We start from the raw sequence: 21,451 nt of genomic DNA, 5'->3' as shown, positions 1-21,451 counted from the left end.
TACCCGCTTCCCATCCTGGAGAATGACGCCATGAGCAACCCCCAGCACCTGCAGTACACCAAGGAGCACGAGTGGCTGACCGCCATCGAGGGCGGTGTCTCCACGGTCGGCATCACCGCCCACGCGGCCGACGCGCTCGGTGACATCGTCTACGTGCAGCTGCCCGAGGTCGGCGCCGACGTGACCGCGGGCGAGTCCTGTGGCGAGCTGGAGTCGACCAAGTCGGTCAGCGACCTGTTCTCCCCGGTGACCGGGAAGATCGTCGAGATCAACCAGGACGTCCTGGACGACAACAGCCTGGTCAACAGCGCCCCGTTCGAGGGCGGCTGGCTGTTCAAGGTCCAGGTGGAGTCCACCGACGAGCTGCTCAGCGCGGACGAGTACACCGCCTTCATCGGCGGCTGACCCGCTCGTGACGGGGCGGCCGCAGCGCGGCGGCCGCCCTGCCAGGCTCCCCCCTCTCTGCTCCCGTCTCTCTCCTCCCGGGAAGACCACACCATGACGGTTCTGAACCAGTCCCTGCACTCCCTCGACCCGGAGATCGCCGCCGCGGTCGACGCCGAGCTGCACCGCCAGCAGACCACCCTGGAGATGATCGCCTCCGAGAACTTCGCCCCGGTGGCGGTCATGGAGGCCCAGGGCTCGGTACTCACCAACAAGTACGCCGAGGGCTACCCCGGCCGCCGCTACTACGGCGGCTGCGAGCACGTCGACGTGGTCGAGCAGATCGCGATCGACCGCATCAAGGCCCTGTTCGGCGCCGAGCACGCCAACGTCCAGCCGCACTCGGGCGCGCAGGCCAACGCCGCCGCGATGTTCGCGCTGATCAAGCCGGGCGACACCATCCTGGGCCTGAACCTGGCCCACGGCGGTCACCTGACCCACGGCATGAAGATCAACTTCTCCGGCAAGCTCTACAACGTGGTCGCGTACCACGTGGACGAGAAGACCGGCCAGGTCGACATGGCCGAGGTCGAGCGCCTGGCCAAGGAGCACCAGCCGAAGCTGATCATCGCCGGCTGGTCCGCCTACCCGCGCCAGCTGGACTTCGCCGCGTTCCGCCGGGTCGCCGACGAGGTCGGCGCGCTGCTGATGGTGGACATGGCGCACTTCGCCGGCCTGGTCGCCGCCGGCCTGCACCCCAACCCGGTGCCGTACGCGGACGTGGTCACCACCACCACCCACAAGACCCTGGGCGGCCCGCGCGGCGGTGTCATCCTGTCCAAGGCCGAGTACGCCAAGAAGATCAACTCCGCGGTGTTCCCCGGCCAGCAGGGCGGCCCGCTGGAGCACGTGATCGCCGGCAAGGCCGTTGCCTTCAAGGTCGCCGCGTCCGAGGAGTTCAAGGAGCGCCAGCAGCGCACCCTGGAGGGCGCCAAGATCCTCGCCGAGCGCCTGCTCCAGGCCGACGTCGCCGAGGCCGGCGCCTCGGTGCTGTCCGGCGGCACCGACGTGCACCTGGTCCTGGTCGACCTGCGCAACAGCCAGCTCGACGGCCAGCAGGCCGAGGACCGCCTGCACGAGGTCGGCATCACGGTCAACCGCAACGCCGTCCCGAACGACCCTCGGCCGCCGATGGTCACCTCCGGCCTGCGCATCGGCACCCCCGCGCTCGCCACCCGCGGCTTCCAGGCCGAGGACTTCCGCGAGGTCGCCGACATCATCGCCGAGGCGCTCAAGCCCGCCTTCGACGAGGACGCCGCCACCGCGCTCAAGGCCCGCGTCACCGCGCTGGCCGAGAAGTACCCGCTCTACCCGAACCTCTGATCACTGCGGTGATCGTTCGGGCGGGGTGACCGGCCTCACCCCGCCGCGGCACCTGGGATCCCGGGGCACCGCGCACACTGGACAGTGCGCGCGGTGCCCCGACCCGTGTCGTCCCCCGCCCGCCAGTCCTTCCACGAGACCAGACAAGGACGTCCCCCGTGGCCATCAGCGTCTTCGACCTCTTCTCCATCGGCATCGGCCCGTCGAGTTCCCACACCGTCGGCCCGATGCGCGCCGCCCGGATGTTCGCCCGACGCCTGCGGTCCGAGGACCTGCTCGCCCAGGTGGCGAGCGTGCGCGCCGAGCTGTACGGCTCGCTGGGCGCCACCGGCCACGGCCACGGCACCCCGAAGGCCGTCCTGCTCGGCCTGGAGGACAACTCCCCCCGCACGGTCGACGTCGACCAGGCGGACAAGGACGTCGAGCGGATCACCACCGAGAAGCGGCTCAACCTCCTCGGCACCCACCCCATCGACTTCGACCTGAGCACCCAGCTGGTCCTGCACCGCCGCCGCTCGCTGCCGTACCACGCCAACGGCATGACCATCTGGGCGTACGCGGCGGACGGCTCCACGCTGCTGGAGAAGACCTACTACTCGGTCGGCGGCGGCTTCGTCGTCGACGAGGACGCCATCGGCGCGGACCGGGTCAAGCCCGACGACACCTCGCTGCGCTACCCCTTCCGCACCGGCGAGGAGCTGCTGCGGCTCACCCGGGAGACCGGGCTGTCGATCTCCGGCCTGATGCTGGAGAACGAGAAGGCCTGGCGCTCCGAGGAGGAGATCCGGACCGGGCTGCTGGAGATCTGGCAGGTCATGCAGGAGTGCGTGCGGGCCGGCATGTCCCGCGAGGGCATCCTGCCCGGTGGCCTCAAGGTCCGCCGCCGCGCCGCCGCGGCCGCCCGCGCGATGCGCGCCGAGGGCATCGGCCCGGCCAACGCGATGGAGTGGGTGACCCTCTACGCGATGGCGGTCAACGAGGAGAACGCCTCCGGCCGCCGGGTGGTCACCGCTCCGACCAACGGCGCGGCCGGGATCATCCCCGCCGTCCTGCACTACTACCTGAACTTCATCCCGGGCGCCGACGAGGACGGCATCGTCCGCTTCCTCCTCGCGGCCGGCGCCATCGGCATGCTCTTCAAGGAGAACGCCTCCATCTCCGGCGCCGAGGTCGGCTGCCAGGGGGAGGTCGGATCCGCCTGCTCGATGGCCGCCGGCGGCCTCGCCGAGGTCCTCGGCGGCACCCCCGAACAGGTCGAGAACGCCGCCGAGATCGGCATCGAGCACAACCTCGGCCTCACCTGCGACCCGGTCGGCGGGCTCGTCCAGATCCCCTGCATCGAGCGCAACGGCATGGCCTCCGTCAAGGCCGTCACCGCCGCCCGGATGGCCCTGCGCGGCGACGGCCGGCACCACGTCTCGCTCGACAAGGCGATCAAGACGATGAAGGAGACCGGCGCCGACATGAAGATCAAGTACAAGGAGACCTCGCGCGGCGGCCTCGCCGTCAACGTCATCGAGTGCTGATCACACCCGCTGTCGCCTGAGCCCCCGGACCCGTCCGGGGGCTCTCGGCGTTCCGGGGCGTCCCGGGCGGCGGGGCCACCGCTGGCCCCACCCCGGCCCCGCTTCCCGGCGCCACCCGACGCGCCCGCTCAGGCCGCTCAGGCCGCTCAGGCCACTCAGGCCGCGAACGGGCGGACTCGCCGGGCGTCGCGCAACGCCTCAGCCCACCAGGCGAGTTGGTCGAGCATGGTCTTGGCGGCGACGTCGGCGGCCGGGTCGAGCGGCTGGCCGTCGGCGCCGAAGCACTGGGCGGCGCCGTGGAAGCTGACCGTGTTGCGAATCGTCACGGCGTTCAACTCGGCCAGCACCACTCGCAGTTGCTCGACGGCGCGCAGACCGCCGGAGAGGCCGCCGTAGGAGACGAAGCCGACCGGCTTGCCGTGCCACTGGCTGTTGTGCCAGTCGATGGCGTTCTTCAGCGGGGCCGGGAAGCTGTGGTTGTACTCGGGCGTGACGACCACGAAGGCGTCGGCGGCCTCCAGGCGGGGCGTGACGGCGGCGAGCAACTCAGCGGCGCCCGGCTCCAGTTCACCACCGAAGGACGGGAAGGTGGTCGGCAGCGGGGTCTCGACCAGATCGATCAGGTCGGCGGTCATGTCGCCGCGCGCGCCGAGGTGGCCGAGCAGCCAGTCGGCGACGACGGGCGCGAACCGGCCGCTCCGGGTGCTGCCCACGACGACCGCGACCTTCAGGCTCTTCTCCGAAACGTCCTTGGCCATGGATATCCCCCTCCGGGACGATGTATACAACGTATCTGTCGGATACAACGTACACATAGGCGCGTACGCCGTCCACTTCCGATACGTCGTACACTCCGGTGGTAGGGTGAGAGGACCCCAGCCGGAAGGAGCCCGCCGTCATGCCCGCCCAGCAGGCCCCCGCCGGGGACGACGACCAGACCAAGCCCCAGGCCTCACTCTGGGAGCGCCTCGCCCGCCCGGCCCCCGCGCCGCGCACCACCCTCACCCCGCACCGGATCGCCGAGGCCGCGATCGCGATCGCCGACGCCGAAGGCCTCGACGCCGTCACCATGCGCCGGCTCGCCACCACCCTCGGCGTCGCCCCGATGGCCGCCTACCGGTACGTCTCCGGCAAGGACGAACTCATCGACCTGATGGTCGACTTCGTCTACGGCGAACTCCCCCGGGGCACCCCCGCCACCGGCTGGCGCGACACCATGCGCACCCTGGCGCTCCACCTGCGCGCCATGAACCTGGCCCACCCGTGGATCGTCCGCGCCGGCGCCGTCCCCCTCACCCCCAACCAGCTCGCCATCCCCGAACGCGCCTTCGCCGCCCTCGCCGACCACGGCCTGGACGCCGACACCACCATGGCGGTCTTCCGCACCGTCACCGGCTACGTCCACGGGTCCGTCGCCGCCGAGCTCGCCCTGCGCACCCTCCAGCGCGAGCACGGCTGGTCCGACGGCGACGAGACCCGCGCCGGCCTCGCCCCCCGGATGTCCTTCCTGATGGACACCGGCCGCTACCCCACCTACCAGCGCTACCTCCACGAGGCCACCCGCAAGGACGACCCCACCTGGCAGTTCGAAACCGGCCTCGACTGCGTCCTCACCGGCATCGCCACCCACCTCGGCATCTGAGCGCGACCCGGCCCTCAGGTGGGTGGGTAGGGGAAATTATGTAGACCGGTCTACCTTTCACGCCCGGAATATGCAGACCGGTCTACCTTTTCAGCGCTCCCCCACCCACCTCCCGCGCAGGAAGTCGGCCCCGCCGACTTCCTATGCGCCCCAGCCCTCCACGAACACGCCCTATGTAGACCGGTCGATATATTTTCCCCGGGCCCCCTCGGACACTCGATCCCGGCCCCGCGCACAGGAAGTCGGCCCGTCCGACTTCCTGTGCAGGTGCCGCCCGCAGGTCAGCGACGGCGGGTGCCCACGGGCACGGTGAGGACGGCGAGGCCCGCGGCCAGGATGGCGAGGCCGCACCAGGAGACGGCGGGGAGGCGTTCGCCGAGGACGGCGACGCCGAGGAGCGCGGCGACGGCGGGTTCGGCGAGGGTGAGGGTGGTGGCGGTCTGGGCGGAGGTGCGGCGCAGGCCGTGGCCGAAGAGGCGGTAGGCGAGGAAGGTGGTGATCACGGCGAGGTGGAGCACCACCGCCGCACCGCGCGGCGAGGCGAGCCACCGCAGGTCGCCGAGGAACAGCACCGGCAGGACGAGCAGCGCGGCCGCGCCGAACATCGCCCCCATCACCCCGGCGGACGGGTGCCCGCGCGAGATGAGCTTCCCGCCGATGAGCGAGTACACGGCGTACGAGAGACCGGAGAGCGCGGCCAGCGCCACCCCCACGGTGTCCACCGCCGCGCCGCCGCCGGTGAGTTCGGGGCCCAGCACCAGGACGGCACAGCCGACGACCGCCGTCACCGTGGCACAGGCCCACCGGCCGCTCGGCCGCCCTTGCCGGGTGAGCCAGCCGAGCAGGCCGGCGAAGACGGGGGCACTGCCCAGTGCGATCACGGTGGCCACCGCCACCCCGGCGCGGGTCACCGCCGGATAGAAGGTGACCGGGTAGCCGACCACCGCGACGGCGCCGACGGCGAGTTGCCACCGCTCCCGGCGGCCGCAGGCCCGGGGCAGCGCGCGGGCGCTGCGGGTGGAGAGGAAGAGGAGGAGGCCGCCGAGGACCAGCGCGGCGGCGCCGATGCCCGCCGAAGGGGCGCCGTCGGGTGCGAGGGAGCTGGCTGTCCCGGTGGTGCCCCACAGCAGTGCGGCGACCAGGATCGGGACCGGCCCGCCGAGCGGGCTGGTGCGGCGGGCGGCGGGGGTGGTGGTGGCCAGGGTGGGCGCGGGCGTGGAGATGCGGTTCGGCACAGTCGTGAACTTCCGTCGTCGAAGACCGTCAGGGGAGCTGGTTTCGCAACGGGCACACACGGCAGCCTCCTGGCGGCCGGAGAGGGCCGCAGCAGGGAGCGCAGGGGTCAAGCCACCGGCGTGTGTGCCCGATCAGGCGCAGAGCGGTGGCAGCACGACGTGCCAGTACAGGTTCACGGGCCTGATGCTACCCGGCAGTTCCGGCGGGGTGGGGTTCACGGAGGAATTGGCGGCCGGGCGACGAAGCACCGGAGGCTCGACGGCGAGGATGGTGAATATTCACAGGCGACAGCGTGAACCTATGCAAAATCCAAAGGTGAACTAGGTTACAAACCTTTCAATCCAAGTCACCTGGTTTGCCCACATGCTGAGATCCGTGCGATAGTCGAAGCAGCCCAACGGCGGGCGGCACAGCACGCCGGCCTGGGCGTGGAGACTTCGGCTGGCCCGACCTGGCACGGCCGACGCCCATCGCGCGGCACGCACCCCCTTGGCCGGCGCGATGACTTGCAGGGGCCCCCATCCGCCGGACCACGGCGACTTCGGGGGCCCTGCGCGTTTTCCCGGGAACACCCGGAACACCCGGAAGGGTCAGTGCCGCTCGCGGACCTTCAGTTCGAACCAGACGCCCTTGCCGCGCGGCAGCAGGTCGGCGCCCCAGCGGTCGGCCAGGTCGTCGATGACCCGCAGGCCCCGCCCCCGCTCGGTCACCGGCTTCGGCTCCGCGAGGATCATGCAGGGCAGCGCCCGGGAGGAGTCGCGGACCTCGACGCGGAGCCAGCCCGGCTTGCGGATCACCTGGAGCCCGATAGTGCGTCCGGCGGCATGCCGGACGGCGTTGGAGACCAGTTCGCTGGTGAGTAACTCACCGGCCTCCAGGTGCTGATGGAGGTCCCAGGACTCCAGGACCGACAGCACCAGTCGGCGGGCCACCGGGCCGGTCTCCGGCCGGGACGGCAGTCGTACCTCGTTCGGCACGGACTGATCGCTCAGCCTGCCGCAATACATCTCCTCCAGTTCCTCCGAGCTGAGCCGCTCCAGCGCCGCCAGCGCGCCCTGGACATCGATCCACGACGCCTCGGCGACCAATCCGGCCCCGGGAACTGATGACTGATCTGTTTCGCCCCAACCCGCCATGCGGTCCATCATTGCGGAACGCAAGCGGCCGCGTACGGACAATGAGCAAACGATCTCCTCCGAGTCGGCATATGCCGCGTGCAAGGAGACCCCGCGGAGAGTGCCAGGCGGGGGCCTGGAGGGGGCCCGGAAGGAGCCGGAAGAGGGTGGGGAGCAGGCAACCCGGGCCGCGTCCGCGTCAATCCCGGGTTGCCGTGGAACCGCCCCGACCAGGGCGGCTACCGGTCGGCCTACCAGGCGCTCCAGGGCACGTTCCAGCCACTCAGGCCGTTCGCCGGGTCGAGGGTCTCCTTCTTGGTGGAGTTCTTCACGACCACCACGTCGCCGACGATCGAGCCGGCGTAGAACTTGCCCATCGAGGTGGATTCGCCGCCGCCCTCGACGTCCTTGAGGGCGACACAGCCGTGGCTGACGTTGTCCTCGCCGATGAGCTTGCTCCAGTAATTGCCGTGCAGGTAGGTGCCGCTGTCGGTGAGCCGCATCGAGTGCGGCACCTGAAGGTCGTACGGGGAGCCGCTCATGCCAGGGAGGGTGCTGGACTGCATCCGCACCACGCCCTCCTTGGACATGACGACCATCGTGCCGTTCCAGGTCGGGTGCTCGGGCGAGCCGGAGGTGATGTCGATGTCCGACGGTTTGCCGTCCAGTTCGACGGTCATCCTGTGCGCGGCGGCGTCAACCGTCGAAATCTGAGACCGCCCGATCGTGAAGGGCTCGTCCCGGTCGGTGCCGTACACCCCAGGGGCGATCTCGACGCTCTTGAGGCGGTAGTGCACCGTCACCTTGGTGCCGGACTTCCAGTACTGCTCGGGGCGGAAGTCCAGTCGGCGGTTGCCGAACCAGTGGCCCTTGACCACGGTGCCGTTGTCGGTCTCGAAGGTGATGCCCTTCGCGACGACGTCCTTGTTCTTGACGTCCTTGCTGAAGTTCACCGAGACGATCATGCCGACGCCGTACGTCGCGTCGTTGTCCACGTTGTCGGCGGCCTTGGCGAGGGCCGTCGGCGTCAGCGTGGTGAAGTTGCTGTCCGCGCTGGCGACCACGCCGTTGGCGTCCGCGGCCATCGCGCTGACCTGGTAGGCGCTGCCCACGGCGAGGCCGGCCGACGGGGTCCAGCTGGAGCCGTCGGCGGCGATGGTGCCGGGCACCTCCGCGCCCGTCTTGTCGCTGACCTTGACGGTGGTGAGCTTGCCGCCGGTCGCGCCGACCTTGAGCGCGTCGGGCGCGACGTCCACCGTGCCGGGCTTGGGCTCGATGTTCACCACGGCCTGCGACACCTTCGGCGCCGCGCTGCTCGCCGCCGCGGCGCCCGGGGAGGTCGTCCCGGCGGCCGCGCCGGCCCCCAGGTCCGCCTTGGCCGCGCTCCCGCCCCCGCTACCGCCGCTCCCGCCACCGCACGCGGCCGTCAGCGCCATCGCGCCGCCCACCAGACCGACGGCCACCACTCTGCGTATCGACCTCAACGTCGATCCCTCCCTCAGAAACCCCACGAACCGAACCCCACGAACCGCAACCCGCAACCCGCGAACCGAAGCCCGCGGGCCGAAACCCCACGACCCGAAACCCCGCACAACTCCCGTGCACACGACGGACCCGACCACTACACGCGCCGGCCCCCGGAAAGGTTGCGCCATTCGGGGCCCGGTGCGCTGCGAAAACGCGAACGGCCCGACCCCAACGGGTGAGGATCGGGCCGCTCTTCTGCACCGCGCCGACGAACCGGGACTATCCGGTCAATCAGCGGGCAGGATCTACCAGTTCGCCCAGGCGACGTTCCAGCCGCCCAGCCCGTTGGAGGGCGCGACGGTCTTCTCCTTGCTGTTCACGACCTTGACCACGTCGCCGACCATCGTGTCGTTGAAGAACTTGCCCGCGACGGAGGTGTCGCTGCCGCCCTTCTCGTCCATCATCGCGACGCAGCCATGGCTGGCGTTGGTCCTGCCGAACGGGTTGGTCGCGTTGGACCAGTAGTTGCCGTGCACGAAGGTGCCGGAGGTGGTCAGCCGCATCGCGTGCGGCACGTCCTGGATGTCGTACTCGCCGCCGAGGCCGACGGTCTGCGAGTTCATCCGGGTGACCTTCTCCTTGGACATGATCACCATGGTCCCGCTCCAGGACGGCGTCGCCTCCGCGCCCATGGTGACCGGCACGGTGGTGCTCTTGCCGCCCCGCTCGATCGTCATCTGGTGCGCCTTGGCGTCGGCGGTGGCGATCTGGGAGCGGCCGATGGTGAACGGCTCGTCCTTGTCCACGTCGCCGTAGATGCCCGGGGCGACCTCGACGCTCTTCAGCCGGTACTTGATGGTGACCTTGGTGTCCGGCTTCCAGTACTCGGCCGGGCGGAAGTCCAGCCGGTTGTCGCCGAACCAGTGGCCCTTCACCTCGGTGCCGTTGTTCGTCTCGAAGGTGATGCCCTTGAGGACGGCGTCCTTGTTCTTGACGGTCTTGCTGAAGTTCACCGAGACGATCATGCCGACGCCGTAGGTGGCGCCGTCGCTGATGTTGTCGTTGGTGGAGACCTTCTTGTCCGGCGTCAGCGTGGTGAACGTCGTGGTGGACGCGGCCACCAGGCCGTCGGCGTCCTTGGCCTGCGCGTTCACCTTGTACGCCATGCCGACGGTGAGCGCGGTGGCGGGCTTCCAGCCGATGCCGTCCGGGGTGATCGCCCCGTCGACCGGCTTGCCGTTCTTGTCGGTCACCTCGACCGTGGTGAGCTTGCCGTTCGAGACGGACACCTGCAACGCGTTGCTCGGTGCGACGTCCTGAGCGCCGTCCTTCGGCTCGACGGCCAGCACCGCGGCGGAGGTCTTCGGCTCGGCCGACGCGCCCGCCGGGGCCGCCGTCCCGCCCGCACCCGCCGTCGCCGCGGGCGCCGCGTTGTCACCCCCGCCGCCCGTTCCGCCCTTGTCGTCGCCGCAGGCCGCGGTGAGCAGCAGCACCCCGCCCATGACCAACGCCATCGCACCCCTGCGCCGGTAACGGCTGGTGGTACGTATCGCGGCGTCGGCCGTCTTCCCCGTCTTCACGGTTTCTCCCCTCCCGGTATCCACTCTCTTGACGCGTTGAGTGCCCCCATGAGTTGCACCGGGCGCCGATCTTTCGCGCCGGACCAGGGCGCGCCGGAGCAGGATAGCCGGGCCGTCCGAGCGGCTCCCGGGGGGAGGTGGGTGGATCGGGGGTGAATCGGCGGTGAAGATCGACTACTGCGCGACGGGGCTTGCGGAGGGACCGACGGCGGGACCGGCAACCGGCCCGAGGGCGCTGCCCGCCACCCACTGCTCCCACGGCACGTTCCAGCCGTTGAGGCCGTTCTGCGGCGGCACGAAGTCCCCCGCGGAGGCCTTCACCTCCAGCACGTCCCCCGGGATGGTGTGCTCGAACAGCCAGCCCGCCGGGGAGTCCTTGCTCGCACCGCCCTTGGCGTCGGCCAGGCCGATGCAGCCGTGGCTGGTGTTGGCCGCGCCGAACACCCCTGGGTCCGCCCAGTAGTTGCCGTGCACGAAGGTGCCGGAGTTGGTCAGCCGCATCGCGTGCGGCACGTCCTTGATGTCGTACTCGTCGCCCATCCCGACGGTCTGCGAGTTCATCCGGGTCACCTTGTACTTCTCCGACACCACCATGACGCCCCGGTAGGTGGAGTGGTCACGGCTGCCTCCGGACACCTTGAGCACCCGCACCACCTTGCCGCCCTGCCCGGCCCGGACGGTCAGGGTGTGCGCGTCCAGGTCGACGGTGGAGACCTGGGCCCGGCCGACGGTGAAGTGCAGGTCCTTGGTCTGGGTGCCGAACTCGCCCGGCGCGCCCTGCACGTCCTTCAGCCGCAGCGCCACCGTCACCTTGGTGCCGGCCGCCCAGTACTGCTGCGGGCGGACGTCCAGCCGCTGGTTGCCGAACCAGTGCGCGGCCACCGGGACGGGCGGGTCGGCGCTCACCTGGACGGCCTTCTCCACCGCCGCCCGGTCGGTGATCGGCCGGCTGAAGCGCAGCGACACCGGCATGCCGACACCGACGGTGGAGCCGTCCTCCGGGGTGAAGAAGGCGACGAAGGTGTGCGCCCGGGCCATCGTGGAGAACGCCGAGTGCTGGGCCGCCCGTTGGCCCTGGTCATCCTCGGCGACGGCGTCCAGGGTGTACGCGGTGCCCAGCGGCAACGGGCCGTCGGGTGTCCAGGCGGCGCCGTCCGGGGCGATCGTGCCGGGAACCTCGGTGCCCTTGGCGTCGGCCAGCCGGACGGTGACCAGCCGGCCCTGCGCCGCCGTCACCCGGACCGGGCCCTCCGGCAGCACGTCCTGGGCGCCGTCGGCGGGCAGCGCCGTGACGACCGCCCGGGACGGCGGCGGGGGCGGGGTGTGCGCCCCGGGCCCGGCGGCGTCCTGCGCGGGGGCCGCCGGGGGGCCGCCGCACCCCGTCAGGACGGCGAGGCCCCAGGCCACCGCCGCCGCCCGCCGCGCCCACACCCGTCCTCGGCGCCGCATTCCGGGGCCTCCCACTGTCCACGTCCGGTACCGGGAAGATCCGGTACCGGGAGCCTCCGCTACCGGGGACGCCCGACGCCGGGAACTCCCGATGTCAGGAACTCCCGGTGCCAGGAACGTCCGGCAGCGGGAACGCCCGATACCGGGAACAACGAGGGCAATCGCGGCGGGGACACGCGCAGCCGCGCGAAATCCCCCCATCCATCGGCCGCCATCCGCCGGTAAGCCCCCGTTCAGCCGCTTCCGATCTGCGCAATCCGGGAAAGAGGAAGTGAACGGGGTCCGGGACACCCCGTCCAGGGAGGGTGCGGCCATGGCGTCAGGGCAGGAGCTGGAAGCCGGAGTGCGGCCGCCCGGCGGGGACACCGCCGAGCCACCGTGGCCCGGCAGCTGGCAGCCGCTCGGCGCCCGCTTCCGGACCGACCAACAGGGCCGCCAGGGCACCAACTTCGCACTCTGGGCGGCCGGCGCCGAGGCGGTCGACCTCTGCCTGTTCGACGAGGACGGCCGGGAGGGCCGGCACCGCCTCACCGAGCAGGACTTCCAGACCTGGCACGGCTTCCTGCCCGGCGTCCGCCCCGGCACCCGGTACGGCTTCCGCGTGCACGGCCGGTGGGATCCGTGGACCGGCGCCCGCTGGAACCCGGCGAAGCTGCTGCTCGACCCGTACGCCCGTGCCGTGGACGGCTGTTACACCAGCCACGACGCGGTCTGCGCGGCCGTCCGCAACTGGCCGGAGGCGGACGTCGCCGACACCGTCCGGGACAACCGCGACTCGGCCCGCTACGTGCCCAGATCCGTGGTCGTCCACGATGACGACGACTGGTACGACGACCACCGCCCGAAGACCCCGTGGGCCGAGACGGTGCTCTACGAACTGCACGTGCGCGGCTTCACCATGCGCCACCCCGACATCCCGCCGGAACTCCGCGGCACCTACGCGGGCCTGGCCCACCCGGCCGCCGTCGCCCACCTGACCCGCCTCGGCGTGACCGCCGTCGAGCTGCTGCCGGTGCACCAGTACGCCAGCGAGGACCACCTCCAGTCGCGCGGCCTGGTCAACTACTGGGGCTACAACACGATCGGCTACTTCGCCCCGCACGCCGGCTACTCGGCGGCCGGCTCGCGCGGCGGCCAGGTCGGCGAGTTCAAGCGGATGGTCCGCGCCCTGCACGCCGCCGGGATCGAGGTGATCCTCGACGTGGTGTTCAACCACACCGCGGAGGGCGCCGAACTCGGCCCGATGCTCTCGCTGCGCGGCATCGACAACACCGCCTACTACCGCCCGGCCCCGCACCGCCCGCGCGGCTACGCCGACTTCACCGGCTGCGGCAACACCCTGGACACCCGCCGCCCGCAGGTGGTCCGGCTGGTCACCGACTCGCTGCGGTACTGGGTCACCGAGATGGGCGTGGACGGCTTCCGCTTCGACCTCGCCGCCGCCCTCGCCCGCGGCACCGACGGGGTGGACATGGACCACCCCTTCCTCGCCGCCGTCTCCCAGGATCCGCTGCTCAGCCGGGTGAAGCTGATCGCCGAGCCCTGGGACGTCGGCCCGGGCGGCTACCAGGTCGGCGGCTTCCCGCCGCTGTGGGCCGAGTGGAACGACAAGTACCGGGACACCGTGCGGGACTTCTGGCGCGGCGCCCGCCCGGACGTGCGCGAGCTGGGCTACCGGCTGTCCGGCTCCTCCGACCTCTACCAGCGCGGCGGCCGCCGCCCGTACGCCTCCGTCAACTACGTGACCGCGCACGACGGTTTCACGCTGCGCGACCTGGTCAGCTACGACCGCAAGCACAACGAGGCCAACGGCGAGGCCAACCGGGACGGCACCGACGACAACCGGTCCTGGAACCACGGCGTCGAGGGCGAGACCACCGACCCGGAGGTGAACGCCCTGCGGCTGCGCCAACTGCGCAACCTGCTGGCCACACTGCTGCTCTCCACCGGCGTCCCGATGCTCACCGCCGGGGACGAGCTGGGCCGCACCCAGGGCGGCAACAACAACGCCTACTGCCAGGACAACGAACTCGGCTGGCTGGACTGGTCGCTCCTGGCGGATCCCCGCTGGCGCGGGCTGTGCGAGCTGACCGCCCGGCTGATCCGGCTGCGCCGGGCCCACCCGGTGCTGCGGCAGCGGGCGTTCTTCTCCGGCCGGGCCGCCGCCCCGGGCGGCCAGCCGGACCTCGCCTGGTTCACGCCGCTGGGCAAGGAGATGACCGAGGCCGACTGGTTCGCCCCGACCGCCTGCCTGGGCATGCTGCTGTCCGGCACCGCGATGTCCGAACGGGACGAGGCCGGGCGGCCGACGCTGGACGACAGCTTCCTGCTGCTGCTCAACGCCGGCCACGAACCCGTGCTGTTCACCCTCCCCGGCGAGCCCTGGGCCGCGCCGGAGGAGGCGTACGAGACGGTGGTCGACACCGCCGTCGAGGGCGGCGGCGAGCCCTGTCCGCAGGGCGCGACGCTGCTGGCCGGGCGCTCGCTGCGGCTGCTGCGCGCGCCCGCCGCCACGACCTGAGCGGTGTCGGCCGCACGTGCGGCGCACTCCGGCCCCTGCGGCCGGCCCCACGCGCCCCGCTTTTCACCCGCGCCCCACCCGTACAGGTGGCCGGTTCTCGCCGAAGCGTTCTGTCAGGGGTGAAAAACCTGATGAGAAATGACGCGACCTCGTCCTACCCTCACGACGATGGCCGAGAACCGACAAGACGACGACACCGCGACCGGGCACCGCTCCACGGTCCGCTCCCTCCTGCGCCTGTGGCCCTACGCCCGAGCCGTCCGCCGCCGGTTGGCCACCTCGGTGGCCGCCGCCCTGGTCGCCATGCTGAGCGTCCTCGGCGTCCCGCTGGTCCTCGGCCGGATCGTCGACGGCCCGCTCGCCGAACACGACCTGAGCGGGCTCTGGCCGCTGATCGGCCTGCTGCTGGTCCTCGGACTGGTCGAGGCCGCGCTGTTCTACACCCGCCGGGTGGTCCTGGCCCGCCCGCTGGCCGGGCTGGAGACGGCCATGCGCGGCGACCTCTTCGCCAAGCTCCAGCGGCTGCCGATCTCCTTCCACGAGCGCTGGGGATCCGGCCAGCTGCTCTCCCGGGCCACCGCCGACATGTACACCATGCGGCTGTTTCTGGCCTTCCCGCTGGTCTTCCTGATCGTCAACTCGGTGATGTTCCTCGCCGGCACGGCGGTGATGTTCACCCAGGACTGGCGGCTCGCCCTGATCATCCTGCTGCCCGCCGTCCCGCTGTTCGTGCTCACCCGGCGGTTCGAGGCGGGCTACTCCGGCGCCTCCCGCCGCGCCCAGGACCAGAACGGCGACCTCGCCACCGTCATCGAGGAGTCCGTCCTCGGCATCCGCATCCTCAAGGCCTTCGGCCGCCACCGCTCGATGGCCGAGCGCTTCCGCGCCCAGGCCCACGACCTGCGCCGCACCGAACTGCGCAAGGCCGGGCTGCTCGCCAACCTCTGGGCGGTCATCGTCGGCCTGCCCGAGATCGCCCTCGGCTGCGCCCTCGCCGCCGGCGCCTACCTGGTCGCCCACGACGAGCTGAGCGCCGGCACCCTGGTCGCCTTCCTCTCCACCGCGCTGGCGCTGCGCTGGCCGGTCGAGTCCCTGGGCTGGCTGCTCGCCTACGCCAACGAGGCCGCCACCGCCGCCGACCGCTTCTTCGAGGTGCTGGACGAGCCCGAGACCGCCGACCCGGGCACCGCCGACGGCCTGGGCGCCACCCCCGACGGCATCCGCTTCACCGGCGTCCGCTTCCGCTACCCCGACGCCCCCGACGACACCCCCGACCTGCTGGCCGGCATCGACCTGCACATCCGCAGCGGCGAGACGATGGCCCTGGTCGGCGCCACCGGCAGCGGCAAGACCACGCTCACCGCACTGCTCCCCCGCCTGTACGAGGCCACGGCCGGCACCATCACCCTGGACGGCCGGGACATCCGCGACCTCCCCCGGGAACGGCTGCGCGAGCTGGTCGCGGTCGCCTTCGAGGAGCCCACCCTGTTCTCCGCCACCGTCCGGGAGAACGTCCTGATGGGCGCCCCGGGCGCGGACGACCGGCAGCTGCGCGCCGCCCTGGCCACCGCCCAGGCCTCCTTCGTGGAGAAGCTCCCGGACGGCGTGGACACCGAGGTCGGCGAGCAGGGCCTGAGCCTGTCCGGCGGCCAGCGCCAGCGCCTCGCCCTGGCCCGTGCGGTGGTCGGTGACCCGGCCTTCCTGGTGCTGGACGACCCGCTCTCCGCCCTCGACGTGCACACCGAGGCCCTGGTCGAACGGGCGCTGCGCCAGGTCCTCGGCGCCACCACCGCCCTGGTGGTCGCCCACCGCCCGAGCACCGTGCTGCTCGCCGACCGGGTCGCGGTGCTCTCCGACGGCCGGATCGAGGCCGTCGGCACCCACCAGGACCTGCTGCGCGACTGCGCGCACTACCGCGAACTGATGTCGGGCGAGTCCGCCCCGATGCCCGAGGCCGCACTGGTCTCCGAGGGGGGCACCACCCGATGACCACCACCATCTCGCCCGCCGGCCCCGCCGAACGGGAGACCGCCGAACCGGTCGAGGAACAGCTTCCGCCGCCGCCCCCGGCCGACGAGGAGGACATCCCCGTCCCGCCCGGCGCGCCCCGGGCGCTGCTGCGCTCGCTACTCGGCCCGCACCGGGCCCGGATCGGCGTCGCGATGCTGGTGATCCTCATCCAGCAGGCGGCCCTGCAGTCCGGCCCGCTGCTGGTCGCCATCGCGATGGACCGCGGCATCCCGGCGCTGCGCGAGAGCGACAGCGGCCCGCTGATCGCGGTGGTCTGCGCCTACCTGGGCTGCGCGCTGCTCAGCCTGCTGCTGCAGTGGGCGTTCATCAAGATCAGCGCCCGGGTCAACCAGGACATCCTGCTGGAGCTGCGCGGCCGGATCTTCCGGCACGCCCAGCGGCTGAGCCTGGACTTCCACGAGCGCTACACCTCGGGCCGGATCATCTCCCGCGCCACCAGCGACGTGGACGCGCTGCGCGAGCTGCTCTCCGAGGGCCTCCAGGAGCTGCTGACCGTCCTCCTGTCGGTCTGCTACATCTCGGTGCTGCTGCTGGTGCTGGACTGGCGGCTCGGCCTGGTCTCGCTGGCGTCGATCCTGCCGCTGGCGCTGATCGCCCGCTCCTTCCGCAGCCGCTCGCGCCGGGTCTACCGCCGCTCCCGCACCTCGGCCGCCTCGCTGATCGTCCGCTTCACCGAGACCATGAACGGCATCCGCCCGGTGCAGGCCTTCCGCCGGGAGAAGGCCAACGACGAGGCCTTCGGCCTGGTCAACCGGCAGTCCGCCACCGCGACGGCGGACGGCCTGTTGGAGATCGCCCGCTACGTCGGCCTCTCCCGCGTCACCGCCAACCTGTGGACCACCGGCGTGGTGCTGCTCGGCGCCTACCTGGTCGCCGACGGCACGGTCGAACTGGGCGTGCTCACCGCCTTCGTGCTCTACCTGCGCCGGCTCTACGACCCGATCGACCAGCTGGCGATGTTCCTGAACAGCTACCAGTCGGCCGCCGCCGCGCTGGAGAAGATCGCCGGCCTGCTCGCCCACGAGCCGACCGTCGCCGAGCCGGCCGCGCCCGCCGAACTGCCGCAGGCCGTCGGCAAGGGGCGCGAGGTCCGCTTCGAGGAGACCCGTTTCGCCTACCGCACCGGCAAGCAGGTGCTGCCGCCGTTCGACCTGGTGATCCCGGCCGGGCAGACGGTGGCGGTGGTCGGCGCGACCGGCGCCGGCAAGTCGACGGTCGCCAAGCTGCTGGCCCGCTTCTACGACCCGACCGACGGCCGGATCCGGCTGGACGGCGTGGACCTGCGCGACCTCGCCACCCCCGAGCTGCGGCGCGGCGTGGTGATGGTGACCCAGGAGTCCTTCCTGTTCTCCGGCACCGTCGCCGAGAACATCGCGATCGGCCGCCCCGGCGCCGGCCGCGAGGAGGTCGAGCAGGCCGCCCGGGACATCGGCGCGTACGAGTTCATCGCCGCACTCCCGGACGGCTTCGACACCGACGTGCGCAAGCGCGGCGGCCGGATCTCCGCCGGGCAGCGCCAGTTGGTCGCCTTCGCCCGCGCCCTGCTCGCCGACCCGGCGGTGCTGATCCTCGACGAGGCGACCAGCTCGCTGGACGTCCCCGGCGAGCAGGCCGTCCAGCGGGCCATGCGCACGGTGCTGGCCGGCCGGACGGCGGTGATCATCGCGCACCGGCTCTCCACCGTGGAGATCGCCGACCGCGTCCTGGTGATGGACCAGGGCCGGATCGTCGAGGACGGCTCCCCGCAGGAGCTGATCGACGGATCCGGCCGCTTCGCCGCACTCCACCAGGCCTGGCGGGACAGCCTGGTCTAGGTCCTAGGGTCGGCGCTCCCCGCAGCGGGGCCTCACCTCAGCACCCCCGCGTCCATCCCCGACGACTCGGCGGGCAGGGCCACCAGCCCCAGCTCCGCCGGGGAGGCCAGCCGGGGGTGGGCCGGCAGCACCCGGACGGTGTAGCCGAACGGACCGGTCCGGCCCAGCTCCAGCGAGCCCTCGTAGCGGGTCCGGCCGTCCAGGTCGGACCCGCCGACCGGCTTGAGGGCGAGCACGCAGCCGTCCGAGATGCCGTCCGTCTCGTCCACCCGGCCGGACACCGCCTGCACCTCGACGTCGCCCGGCTCCAGCGCCCCGAGCGCGACCTGCACCCGCAGCGCCAGCGAGCTGCCCAGTTCCTGCGCCTCGTCCGGACAGTCCGCCTCGACGTGCTCGACCCGGACGGCCGGCCAGGCCTCCCGGACCTTCGCCTTCCAGGCCGCCAGCTCCAGGGCGCCGTGGTGCTCCGCCGCCGACAGCTCCCGCTGGGCCAGCGCCGCCGGGGTGTACAGCCGTTCGACGTACTCGCGGACCATCCGCCCGGCCAGCACCTTGGGGCCGAGGGTGACGAGGGTGTGCCGGACCATGGCGATCCAGCGGTGCGGCAGCCCGTCCGTACCCCGGTCGTAGAACCGGCCGGCGACCTGGTCCTCGATCAGGTCGTACAGCGCGGCGGCCTCGATGTCGTCGCGGCGCTCGGCCTCGCTGCTCTCCGGGTCGAGCACGCCGCCGGTCTCGTCGGCGGTGGGGATCGCCCAGCCGTTCTGGCCGTCGTACCACTCGTCCCACCAGCCGTCCAGGACGGACAGGTTGAGGCAGCCGTTGAGCGCGGCCTTCATCCCGGAGGTGCCGCAGGCCTCCAGCGGGCGCAGCGGGTTGTTCAGCCAGACGTCGCAGCCCGGGTAGAGGTGCCGGGCCATCGCCATGTCGTAGTCCGGCAGGAAGACGATCCGGTGCCGGACGGCCGGGTCGTCGGCGAAGGCGACCATCTGCTGGATCAGCCGCTTGCCGCCGTCGTCGGCCGGGTGGGCCTTGCCGGCGACCACGATCTGCACCGGCCGGACGGGGTGCAGCAGCAGGGCGCGCAGCCGGTCCGGGTCGCGCAGCATCAGGGTGAGCCGCTTGTACGAGGGCACCCGGCGGGCGAAGCCGATGGTGAGCACGTCGGGGTCGAGCACCGAGGAGACCCAGCCGAGTTCGGCCTCGCCGGCGCCGCGCTGGCGCCAGGAGTCGCGCAGCCGGCGGCGGGCCTCGTCGACCAGCTGGGCGCGCAGGCTGCGGCGCAGGTCCCAGATCTCGGTGTTGCCGATCCGCTCCAGGCCGGTCCAGCGCTTGGCGTCGCCGGTGGTCATGGCGTCCTCGGCGCGGTCGGCGCCGATCTCGGCGGCGCCAAGCCGCACGACCGCCGGGTCGATCCAGGTGGCGGCGTGGACGCCGTTGGTGACGGAGGTGATCGGCACCTCGGTGGCGTCGAAGCCGGGCCAGAGCCCGTTGAACATGGAGCGGCTGACCTCGCCGTGCAGGGTGGAGACCCCGTTGGCGCGCTGGGCGAGCCGCAGGCCCATGGCGGCCATGTTGAAGAGCTTCGGGTCCCCGCCGGGCCAGGTCTCGGCGCCGAGCGCGAGCACCGGTTCGACCGGGACGCCCGGCAGGGCGGCGTCGCCGCTGAAGTGGCGGGCGACCAGCTCGCGGTCGAAGCGGTCGATGCCGGCCGGGACGGGCGTGTGGGTGGTGAACAGGGTGCCGGCCCGGACGGACTCCAGGGCGGCGGCGAAGTCCAGGCCGACGCTGTCGGGGCCGGGTGAGCCGGTGGCGACCAGCTCGCGGATCCGTTCGACGCCGAGGAAGCCCGCGTGGCCCTCGTTGGTGTGGAACACCTCGGGGGCGGGGTGCCCGGTGAGCCGGCAGTAGGCGCGGACGGCGCGGACGCCGCCGATGCCGAGCAGCATCTCCTGGAGCAGCCGGTGCTCGCTGCCGCCGCCGTAGAGCCGGTCGGTGACGTCGCGCTCGGCGGGCGAGTTGGCCTCGATGTCGGAGTCGAGGAGCAGCAGCGGGACCCGTCCGACCTGGGCCTTCCAGATGTGCGCGGCCAGGGTGCGGCCGCCTGGCAGGGCGAGGTCGACCCGGCCGGGGGTGCCGTCGTCCTCCCGGAGCAGGCTGACCGCGAGTTCGTCCGGGTCGAGCAGCGGGTAGCGCTCCTGCTGCCAGCCGTCCCGGTTGAGGGACTGCCGGAAGTAGCCGTGCCGGTAGAACAGGCCGACGCCGATGATCGGGACGCCTAGGTCGCTGGCGGCCTTGAGGTGGTCGCCGGCCAGGATGCCGAGCCCGCCGGAGTACTGCGGCAGCGCGGCGGCGATGCCGTACTCGGGGGAGAAGTAGGCGATGGCGGCGGGCGGCGGGGTGGTGCCGGCCTCCTGCTGGGCCTGGTACCAGCGCGGGCCGCTGAGGTACTCGCGCAGGTCGTCGGCGAGGTCGCCGAGTCTGCGCAGGAACCGCCGGTCGGCGGCGAGGGCGGCGAGCCGGGCGGCCGGGACCTCCCCGAGCAGCCGCACCGGGTCCTCGCCGGTCGCGGCCCAGACCTCCGGGTCCACGGACCGGAAGAGGTCCCTGGTCTCGGGGTGCCAGGACCAGCGCAGGTTGAGGGCCAGCTCGTGCAGCGGCTGGAGTTGTTCGGGCAGGACGGTGCGGACGGTGAATCTGCGGATTGCCTTCACGGCGTGAAGCGTAGCCGCGATGTCCGTCATGACAGTGCGTCAAGTGGGCTATTGGGCATCCGTTCGGCCTATTGATGAGATCGCATTCGGCGCATTGGTCTGCACGGGGGGCGCGCGCGGCGCACATTTCCGGGGTCCTGCGCTACCAATGCATGAACACTGCGGAACAGGTCCATTTCCGATGACTCATCCGCTCAGGACAAAGCCCGAAACTACTGTCGTACCGCTGCAAAAGTCTTGTCCCCGGTGCGAGGATGACTCAAGGTCGTTGATGCTGCGGGGAGTGCGGCGGCGGGTGGCGTCCGCCTTGAAGCAGCACGTCCGAATCCTTTTCGCGTTGATCGTTCCCCTTCTTCTTAGCCCATTCGGCGCTCACCTCGCACCGACGCGTGTCCTCGTACTCGGCCTGCTCGTTCACGGGTCGACCGGGTCGCCCAGGGGCGTGCCCCTGGAGGCGCGCGCCGGGACGCGCGCGGCTCCAGGGCTCCCGTCGAGGGCTCGGCGGGCGCCGGGCAGGTTGCCGGGGACGGCGGCGCGGGCAGGCTTCCGGTCGCACGTCCTCCCCACCCAGCAGTCCTCCCGGTACTCC

14 protein-coding genes are annotated in these 21,451 nt (G+C 72.0%); 7 read left to right on the top strand and 7 right to left on the bottom strand.

What is annotated here, in order from left to right; all coding sequences use genetic code 11:
* Positions 1-30 precede the first annotated feature (30 nt).
* The 3 genes from gcvH (at position 31) to ACFV6I_RS10075 (ending at position 3,293) form a co-directional block, all read left to right on the top strand.
* On the top strand, positions 31-405 hold the full coding sequence (gcvH, locus tag ACFV6I_RS10085) for a glycine cleavage system protein GcvH (RefSeq protein WP_063347747.1): 375 nt from the start codon (positions 31-33) through the stop codon (positions 403-405).
* A 93-nt stretch (positions 406-498) separates the two neighbouring features.
* Positions 499-1,767, top strand: a complete 1,269-nt coding sequence (gene glyA, locus ACFV6I_RS10080; RefSeq protein WP_063347748.1) for a serine hydroxymethyltransferase — start codon at positions 499-501, stop codon at positions 1,765-1,767.
* A 158-nt stretch (positions 1,768-1,925) separates the two neighbouring features.
* The gene (locus ACFV6I_RS10075) at positions 1,926-3,293 is read left to right on the top strand and encodes an L-serine ammonia-lyase (RefSeq protein WP_063347749.1); all 1,368 of its coding nucleotides are present in this window, start codon (positions 1,926-1,928) and stop codon (positions 3,291-3,293) included.
* A 155-nt stretch (positions 3,294-3,448) separates the two neighbouring features.
* Here ACFV6I_RS10075 and ACFV6I_RS10070 read toward each other — a convergent pair whose 3' ends face one another.
* Positions 3,449-4,051: an NADPH-dependent FMN reductase gene (locus tag ACFV6I_RS10070; RefSeq protein WP_380424278.1), complete on the bottom strand. Its 603-nt coding sequence runs from the start codon at positions 4,049-4,051 to the stop codon at positions 3,449-3,451.
* 140 nt (positions 4,052-4,191) lie between these two features.
* Between ACFV6I_RS10070 and ACFV6I_RS10065 the strand changes: the two genes are divergently transcribed.
* The gene (locus tag ACFV6I_RS10065; RefSeq protein ID WP_380424276.1) at positions 4,192-4,935 is read left to right on the top strand and encodes a TetR/AcrR family transcriptional regulator; all 744 of its coding nucleotides are present in this window, start codon (positions 4,192-4,194) and stop codon (positions 4,933-4,935) included.
* A 281-nt stretch (positions 4,936-5,216) separates the two neighbouring features.
* On the opposite strand, the gene ACFV6I_RS10060 is transcribed toward ACFV6I_RS10065, so the two are convergent.
* From ACFV6I_RS10060 to ACFV6I_RS10040, 5 genes are all read right to left on the bottom strand, one after another.
* Positions 5,217-6,170: a DMT family transporter gene (locus ACFV6I_RS10060; protein WP_380424274.1), complete on the bottom strand. Its 954-nt coding sequence runs from the start codon at positions 6,168-6,170 to the stop codon at positions 5,217-5,219.
* 591 nt (positions 6,171-6,761) lie between these two features.
* Complete coding sequence (locus ACFV6I_RS10055) at positions 6,762-7,259, bottom strand: ATP-binding protein (protein ID WP_244293363.1); 498 nt, start codon at positions 7,257-7,259, stop codon at positions 6,762-6,764.
* A gap of 278 nt (positions 7,260-7,537) precedes the next feature.
* On the bottom strand, positions 7,538-8,770 hold the full coding sequence (locus ACFV6I_RS10050) for an Ig-like domain-containing protein (RefSeq protein WP_380424272.1): 1,233 nt from the start codon (positions 8,768-8,770) through the stop codon (positions 7,538-7,540).
* Positions 8,771-9,058: 288 nt separating this feature from the next.
* On the bottom strand, positions 9,059-10,333 hold the full coding sequence (locus tag ACFV6I_RS10045; RefSeq protein ID WP_380424270.1) for an Ig-like domain-containing protein: 1,275 nt from the start codon (positions 10,331-10,333) through the stop codon (positions 9,059-9,061).
* 174 nt (positions 10,334-10,507) lie between these two features.
* On the bottom strand, positions 10,508-11,782 hold the full coding sequence (locus tag ACFV6I_RS10040; protein ID WP_380336683.1) for an Ig-like domain-containing protein: 1,275 nt from the start codon (positions 11,780-11,782) through the stop codon (positions 10,508-10,510).
* Between the two features lie 313 nt (positions 11,783-12,095).
* On the opposite strand from ACFV6I_RS10040, the gene glgX reads away from it, so the two are divergent.
* The 3 genes from glgX (at position 12,096) to ACFV6I_RS10025 (ending at position 18,148) form a co-directional block, all read left to right on the top strand.
* Complete coding sequence (glgX, locus tag ACFV6I_RS10035; protein WP_063347757.1) at positions 12,096-14,303, top strand: glycogen debranching protein GlgX; 2,208 nt, start codon at positions 12,096-12,098, stop codon at positions 14,301-14,303.
* A 168-nt stretch (positions 14,304-14,471) separates the two neighbouring features.
* Positions 14,472-16,292 (top strand): ABC transporter ATP-binding protein, encoded by a 1,821-nt coding sequence (locus ACFV6I_RS10030; RefSeq protein WP_063347758.1) that lies wholly within the window; start codon positions 14,472-14,474, stop codon positions 16,290-16,292.
* Positions 16,289-18,148, top strand: coding sequence for an ABC transporter ATP-binding protein (locus tag ACFV6I_RS10025; RefSeq protein ID WP_363371973.1), 1,860 nt, complete (start codon positions 16,289-16,291; stop codon positions 18,146-18,148). The genes ACFV6I_RS10030 and ACFV6I_RS10025 overlap by 4 nt, the downstream gene beginning before the upstream one ends.
* Before the next feature lie 32 nt (positions 18,149-18,180).
* On the opposite strand, the gene glgP is transcribed toward ACFV6I_RS10025, so the two are convergent.
* Positions 18,181-20,862 carry an alpha-glucan family phosphorylase gene (gene glgP / locus ACFV6I_RS10020; protein WP_380424268.1) on the bottom strand — a complete coding sequence of 894 codons (2,682 nt, stop codon included), beginning with the start codon at positions 20,860-20,862 and terminating at the stop codon, positions 18,181-18,183.
* Between the last annotated feature and the right edge of the window lie 589 nt (positions 20,863-21,451).

The sequence above is a fragment of the Kitasatospora sp. NPDC059803 genome (genome assembly GCF_042732255.1).
Classification (GTDB): domain Bacteria; phylum Actinomycetota; class Actinomycetes; order Streptomycetales; family Streptomycetaceae; genus Kitasatospora.
The sequence above is the reverse complement of the archived record's forward strand: the minus strand, read 5'-3'. Positions and strand labels throughout refer to the sequence as shown.

Excerpts from the sequence above, each read along its gene's own strand:
- gcvH (WP_063347747.1), top strand. The coding sequence starts at position 31 with ATGAGCAACCCCCAGCACCTGCAGTACACCAAGGAGCACGAGTGGCTG.
- glyA (WP_063347748.1), top strand. The coding sequence starts at position 499 with ATGACGGTTCTGAACCAGTCCCTGCACTCCCTCGACCCGGAGATCGCC.
- ACFV6I_RS10070 (WP_380424278.1), bottom strand. The coding sequence starts at position 4,051 with ATGGCCAAGGACGTTTCGGAGAAGAGCCTGAAGGTCGCGGTCGTCGTG.
- ACFV6I_RS10065 (WP_380424276.1), top strand. The coding sequence starts at position 4,192 with ATGCCCGCCCAGCAGGCCCCCGCCGGGGACGACGACCAGACCAAGCCC.
- ACFV6I_RS10040 (WP_380336683.1), bottom strand. The coding sequence starts at position 11,782 with ATGCGGCGCCGAGGACGGGTGTGGGCGCGGCGGGCGGCGGCGGTGGCC.
- glgX (WP_063347757.1), top strand. The coding sequence starts at position 12,096 with ATGGCGTCAGGGCAGGAGCTGGAAGCCGGAGTGCGGCCGCCCGGCGGG.
- ACFV6I_RS10030 (WP_063347758.1), top strand. The coding sequence starts at position 14,472 with ATGGCCGAGAACCGACAAGACGACGACACCGCGACCGGGCACCGCTCC.
- ACFV6I_RS10025 (WP_363371973.1), top strand. The coding sequence starts at position 16,289 with ATGACCACCACCATCTCGCCCGCCGGCCCCGCCGAACGGGAGACCGCC.